A 5,948-nucleotide genomic window follows, 5' to 3' on the forward strand; every position below is an offset into this window, starting at 1 on the left:
CCGTCAACACCTCGGGGGATCGGTCGACCGGCATCGTTGCCCAATCGATCGGCGGCGGCGGCGGCAATGGCGGCTTTTCCGGCGCTGCCAGCTTCGGCGCCAGTGTGGGTGTCGGCGGCAGTGGCGCAGGCGGCGGCGATGCCGATGCCGTCACGCTGCGCACGGCTGATGGCGCGATGCAATCGATCACCACGGACGGCGCGGATTCGGCCGGCGTCATCGTGCAGTCGGTCGGCGGCGGCGGCGGCAATGGCGGCTTTTCCGGCACACTGTCGGCGATTGCCGGCTTCGGCATTGCCAGCTTCTTCGTCTATCTGTCGAGCTCGTCGTTCATCCTGATCGACCATTACGGCCTGTCGCCTTCGGTCTACAGCGTGTTCTTCTCGATCAACGCGGTCGCCTTCATCGGCATGTCGCAGATGACGGGGCTGCTGGCCGAGCGCTTCGGCCTGAGGCGCGTGGTGCGCGTTGCGGTGACCGGCTATGCCACGACGATGGTGGTGCTGTTCGCGGTGATGGCGACGGGCATCGACCGGCTCGACGTGATGGCGGCGCTGCTGTTCGTCGGCTACGGCTTCCTTGGTCTGGTCATTCCGACCACGTCGGTGCTGGCCATGGAAGAGCATGGCCAGATTGCCGGCACGGCGTCAGCGCTGATGGGCACGCTGCATTTCGCCATCGGCGCACTGGCCATGGGTGTTGCCGGCGTGTTCTTCGACGGTACGCCGCTGCCGATGGTGGCCGGCATCACGCTCTGCGCGGTGATTTCCTTCACGCTGGCCAAGGTCACGCTCGGCCGCTCTCGCGAGGCCGTCGAGGCGCCGGCCGAGTAGTAGACTTTCGATGAGAACGAAGGGGCCGGCTCATGCCGGCCTCTTTGCCATTGGGCGCGGACAGTTCCGTCCGAAAGGCGTTGACGACGCCCGGTTTCGGCTGTAGCAGCGATGGTCATGATGATCGCAACGGCTCTCGTGGTGGTAGGAAAGCGCATGGGCAGGATGGTGTAACCATCCGGCGATAGCCACCCATGCGCGGTAAACAGGCTCCTGACGGGGCCTTTTTTTATGCCCGAAATCCGGGCGATGCCCCGTCAATCATCCTCATCACGCAATACACCACGGATCAGAACCATGACGGGCGAGAACCCTATTCAAACCGCGAGCAAGCGCATGACAGGCGCGGAGATCGTTCTCCATGCACTCAGAGACAATGGCGTAGAGCATGTCTTCGGCTATCCTGGCGCCGCCTTGCTGCCGATCTACGACGAGATATTCCAACAGGATGACATCAAGCATATCCTCGTGCGCCATGAGCAAGGTGCGGGCCATGCCGCCGAAGGCTATGCACGGTCTACGGGCAAGGTCGGCGTCATGCTCGTCACATCCGGTCCAGGCACGACAAATGCGGTAACGCCACTGCAGGATGCGCTTATGGATTCGGTGCCGATCGTCTGCCTGACAGGACAGGTGCCGACAACGCTGATCGGCTCCGATGCCTTTCAGGAATGCGACACGGTCGGCATTACGCGGCCCTGCACCAAGCACAATTCGTTGGTCAAGGACGTCAACGAACTGGCGTCAACGATCCACAGGGCTTTTCACATCGCCAAGTCCGGACGACCGGGACCTGTCCTCGTCGACATGCCAAAGGACGTCCTGTTTGCCACCGGCGTGTACACGCCGCCCTCGGATGCTGCTGCACTGAAGAGCTGTCGGCCGACGGTGGAGAGCGACATCAACGAGATCGGCAAGGCGATAGAGTTGATGGCCAATGCCCGTCGTCCAGTCATTTATACCGGCGGTGGCATCGTCAATTCCGGCATGGAGGCATCGAGACTGCTGCGGGAGCTTGTCGAACTGACTGATTTCCCGATCACCTCGACCCTCATGGGGCTTGGCGCATATCCGGCATCCGGCAAGAACTGGCTGAAAATGGTCGGCCTGCACGGATCGTACGAAGCGAACATGGCCATGCATGAGTGCGACGTTATGCTCTGCATCGGCGCCCGCTTTGACGATCGCGTGACTTCGCGCGTGGAGGCTTTTTCACCGAGCTCAAGGAAGATCCATGTCGATATCGATCCGTCCTCGATCAACAAGACCGTCCGTGCCGACGTCGGCATTCAGGGCGATGCCGGCAAGGTGGTGGACAGCCTGGTTCGCTCATGGCGTGCGCTGCCGCAAAACCCTGACAGAAGACGCCTCGACGAATGGTGGAAACAGATCGCGCGCTGGCGCGGGCGCAACTCCTTCTCTTACGAAATGAGCAACGAGGTGATCATGCCGCAATACGCGGTCGAGCGTCTCTACGCGCTGACGAAGGATCGCGACACCTACATTACGACCGAAGTTGGCCAGCATCAGATGTGGGCGGCCCAGTTCTACGGTTTCGAAAAGCCGCGTCGCTGGATGACGTCGGGCGGCCTTGGTACGATGGGCTATGGCTTGCCGGCGGCATTGGGCGTGCAGATCGCGCACCCGGAAAGCCTTGTCATCGATATTGCCGGCGACGCATCTGTCCAGATGACGATGAAAGAGATGTCGGCGGCGGTTCAGTACAATGCGCCTATCAAGATATTCATCTTGAACAACTCTTACATGGGCATGGTTCGCCAGTGGCAGCAAATGCTTCACGGAAACCGCCTGGCGCATTCCTATTCCGAAACTTTGCCCGATTTCGTCAAACTGGCTGAAGCGTTCGGTGCGGTCGGCATACGTTGTGAGAAGCCGGCCGACCTCGATGATGCGATTCAGGAAATGATCGATGTAAACCGGCCGGTGCTCTTCGACTGCCGTGTTGCCGAACTCGCCAATTGCCTTCCGATGATCCGGACGGGCAGAGCCCATAATGAGATGCTCTTGCCCGGCGAGACCTTCGCCAGTGCAACCGATGAGATCGGCCAGGGACTGGTATAGACCCCAGAGCGGGATGCATTCGAATTGAATAGTGCATCCCGCTCGATTGCGTCCGACTTCAAGGCTACACCCCGGTTTGCGCCAGCACGAAGCGCAGCCGCGCCTCGACGGGGGCCAGCGGCAACGGAACCATCTCATAGCCCAGTTCCGTATAGACGCCGACCAGCGCATGGTGGGTACGCTCGGCCTCGTCGAGCGTATGCCTGCGCTCTTTGTCCTGCGCGAAGATCTCCGGCCAAAGCGGGGCGACGAAGACGCGCCGATGATAGCGGAAGCGCTCTGCGGCAGCGTGGGCGTGTTCGGGTATCGGCAGGCCGCTCAGGCTGAGATAGCCGAGCGTGTCCGGAACGCCTCGATCGAAAAAAACAGGACGCCCGGTCTGTTCTAGCGCAATTTGATACGAGCGCATCTCCCATGACAGCATCAACTCGGCAAACAGGGCGCGATCGTGCCAGGGCAAAGCGGGTCCGCCAATGGCGGACTGGTCGCGGATAATACCACGCCCGGCTTCGACCGAGGCGGCAAAGCCTGCCCGGCGCAGGGCTTCGATCAAGGTGGTCTTGCCGGAGCCGGGACCGCCGGTCAGCACAAAAAAGCGATCGGAATCGTTTTGCATGTTTTGTCCATGGAGAGGGAGCACGCGGCAGGGCGCGTTCGCGGCGGAACTGCCGTCGCGCATGCTGGATATCCGAGGAGGGGAGAAGTGGAGGTTTCTGTTGCCAGGTACCTCCGAACCCCGCCTAGAAGTGCGAACCTCTAGGGCTTGATTTGAAGCTATCGCACCGCTTACGCGGCGAGACGTGCTTCCGCATAGTTGTCATTTGCAACTACAGGTTTAGCCCGATGACGGTGGTACCATGCCGGGCAAAAGTACGATCTTTACACCTTCGTCGATCCTATTTCGCCCCCAGCAAAAACCGCTCTGTCGTCAACAGCGGCTTTTGGTGGAGGCGCCGGGTACCGCCCCCGGGTCCGAACGGCTTATTTCATCGCCCATTTATCGCCATAGTCGGTCAAGCCGACAAACCGAATATAGGGGGCGATCGCAGGAAATGAAAGGCCGCAATGGCACTTTGTCCCCGTGTCAAAACCGCAAGTCCGAAGGGTTGACTTGAGCGCGGTCTCAACCGAAGCTTTGCCCCGGTGAGGAGTTACCGACATAGCGCACAAGTTGCAGCAGCGCGCCACAGCCCTCATCGATCGGATCCGTGGCGCCGACGAGGGGAATTTTGATGGCCGACTATCTTGCAGACGTGAAGAAATACGATGCCTCGGCGAGTGCCGACGTGGTCGACAAAATCGTGAAGCATCTTGGCATTGCGCTTCGGAACCGCGATTCCTCGCTGGTGTCTTGCACCGATCCGAAGGAACTGGAGCGCGTCAAGGCTGGCTGGGTTGCCAAGAAGCTCGGCATATCGGACGACAGCAAGGCCGACGCTTCGATCGAGAAGGTCTGCAAGGCGATGGCCGCCGACAACACCAAGAACCGGGTTACCTTCTACTACCTGGTTGCCAAGGACCTGGGTAAACTCGGCTCCCTCTGACGGCCGCGCTTCAATTCGCCGGGCTGGCGCGGTCCATGCGCCAGCCGGTGATGTTGTTGGGGACTGACTGGCTTCGGGCATAGCTTGCGCGCTGCTTTGTGGTGTTCGATCGCCCGTCTGTCAGTTATGATGGCTGGACAACCGAATCGAGCCGGAACCGATGCGCCAGTATCTCGACCTCCTGCAGCACGTGCTGGACAACGGCGCCGACCGCGGCGACCGCACCGGCACCGGAACGCGCTCCGTCTTCGGCTACCAGATGCGTTTCGACCTGGCGCGCGGCTTTCCCGTCACCACAACCAAGAAGCTGCATCTCAAGTCGATCATCCATGAGCTTCTGTGGTTCCTGGCCGGCGACACCAACATCAAATATCTCACCGACCATGGCGTCTCGATCTGGGACGAATGGGCCGACGAGAATGGCGATCTCGGCCCGGTCTACGGCAAGCAGTGGCGTTCCTGGCCGGACGGCCATGGCGGCTCGATCGACCAGATCGCGAATCTTCTCAAGGAGATACGCAGAAATCCTCAATCGCGGCGGCTGATTGTTTCGGCATGGAACCCAGCCGAGGTGGAAGCGATGGCGCTGCCGCCCTGCCACTGCCTGTTCCAGTTCTATGTTTCGGAAGGGCGGCTTTCCTGCCAACTCTACCAGCGTTCCGCCGATATCTTCCTTGGCGTGCCGTTCAACATCGCGTCCTATGCCCTGCTGACCTTGATGGTGGCGCAGGTGACAGGGCTGAAACCCGGCGATTTCGTCCACACACTTGGCGATGCGCACCTCTACTCGAACCATTTCGAGCAAGCACGCGAACAGCTGCGGCGCACGCCGAGGACGCTGCCGACGATGTGGATCAATCCGGAGGTGAAGGACCTCTTCGCCTTCCGTTTCGAGGATTTCCGGCTGGAAAACTACGTCGCCGACGCGTCGATCAAGGCGCCGATCGCGGTCTAAGGCCGCAAATTTCAGTCGATGCCGACCATCACGTCCGAGGCTTTGACCACGGCATAGGCCTGCTTGCCCTTTTCGAGCTTGAGATCGGCGACGGCCTCGTTGGTGATCGAGGCGGTGACGATGGCGCCGCCGCCAATGTCGATCCTGACATGCGAGGTGGTGGCTCCCTTGACGATCTCGGCGATCGTTCCCTTGAGGACGTTGCGGGCGCTGATCTTCACCGGAGTTTCCTTTCCAAGGTTTCTTTTCCCGGTCTTACCAAAACAATTGGTGTCGTACAGACGCTTTCATGAGGCGCCGGGCCTTCCCTTGTTATATTCATACGGATATATCGGTCAGCAGGCTTCGAGCCGGCCGGATTTCAAACCAGGGAGAGTTTTCCATGACGCGCACAGGTTTTGGATCTAGGGCGATCGCCATTGGCGGTTTGGCTGCGGCGCTGATGGCAGTCGTGCCGGCAGCGCATGCGGAAGACAAGGTGGTGGTGTTTGCCGCAGCCAGCCTCAAGGACGCGCTCGACGCGGTGAACAAGGC

The 5,948-nt window shown here is 60.6% G+C and carries 5 protein-coding genes, 1 other RNA gene and 2 pseudogenes; 5 read left to right on the forward strand and 3 right to left on the reverse strand.

Annotation, left to right across the window (positions count from 1 at the left end; all coding sequences use genetic code 11):
• Nucleotides 1-833: pseudogene (locus tag EOA22_RS22120) on the forward strand (hypothetical protein); the annotation flags it as partial.
• Nucleotides 834-1,130: 297 nt separating this feature from the next.
• Entirely contained in the window at nucleotides 1,131-2,915 is a 1,785-nt protein-coding gene (locus EOA22_RS22125; RefSeq protein WP_063168283.1) for an acetolactate synthase 3 large subunit, read from the forward strand.
• Nucleotides 2,916-2,979: 64 nt separating this feature from the next.
• Here EOA22_RS22125 and EOA22_RS22130 read toward each other — a convergent pair whose 3' ends face one another.
• Together EOA22_RS22130 and ssrA are read right to left on the reverse strand one after the other, a co-directional pair.
• Nucleotides 2,980-3,531, reverse strand: a complete 552-nt coding sequence (locus EOA22_RS22130) for an AAA family ATPase (RefSeq protein ID WP_199489657.1) — start codon at nucleotides 3,529-3,531, stop codon at nucleotides 2,980-2,982.
• Nucleotides 3,532-3,617: 86 nt separating this feature from the next.
• Nucleotides 3,618-3,977: a transfer-messenger RNA gene (gene ssrA / locus EOA22_RS22135) on the reverse strand.
• Nucleotides 3,978-4,147: 170 nt separating this feature from the next.
• Between ssrA and EOA22_RS22140 the strand changes: the two genes are divergently transcribed.
• Together EOA22_RS22140 and EOA22_RS22145 are read left to right on the forward strand one after the other, a co-directional pair.
• Nucleotides 4,148-4,459, forward strand: coding sequence for a DUF2853 family protein (locus EOA22_RS22140; RefSeq protein WP_013531020.1), 312 nt, complete (start codon nucleotides 4,148-4,150; stop codon nucleotides 4,457-4,459).
• Between the two features lie 160 nt (nucleotides 4,460-4,619).
• The gene (locus tag EOA22_RS22145; RefSeq protein WP_024501420.1) at nucleotides 4,620-5,414 is read left to right on the forward strand and encodes a thymidylate synthase; all 795 of its coding nucleotides are present in this window, start codon (nucleotides 4,620-4,622) and stop codon (nucleotides 5,412-5,414) included.
• Nucleotides 5,415-5,425: 11 nt separating this feature from the next.
• Here EOA22_RS22145 and EOA22_RS22150 read toward each other — a convergent pair whose 3' ends face one another.
• Nucleotides 5,426-5,635: a molybdopterin-binding protein gene (locus EOA22_RS22150; protein WP_024501417.1), complete on the reverse strand. Its 210-nt coding sequence runs from the start codon at nucleotides 5,633-5,635 to the stop codon at nucleotides 5,426-5,428.
• Nucleotides 5,636-5,796: 161 nt separating this feature from the next.
• On the opposite strand from EOA22_RS22150, the pseudogene EOA22_RS38995 reads away from it, so the two are divergent.
• Nucleotides 5,797-5,948 (forward strand): annotated as a pseudogene (locus tag EOA22_RS38995) (molybdate ABC transporter substrate-binding protein); the annotation flags it as partial.

The sequence above is a fragment of the Mesorhizobium sp. M7A.F.Ca.US.014.04.1.1 genome, from assembly GCF_003998745.1.
In the GTDB taxonomy this organism is placed as follows: Bacteria; Pseudomonadota; Alphaproteobacteria; order Rhizobiales; family Rhizobiaceae; genus Mesorhizobium; species Mesorhizobium ciceri.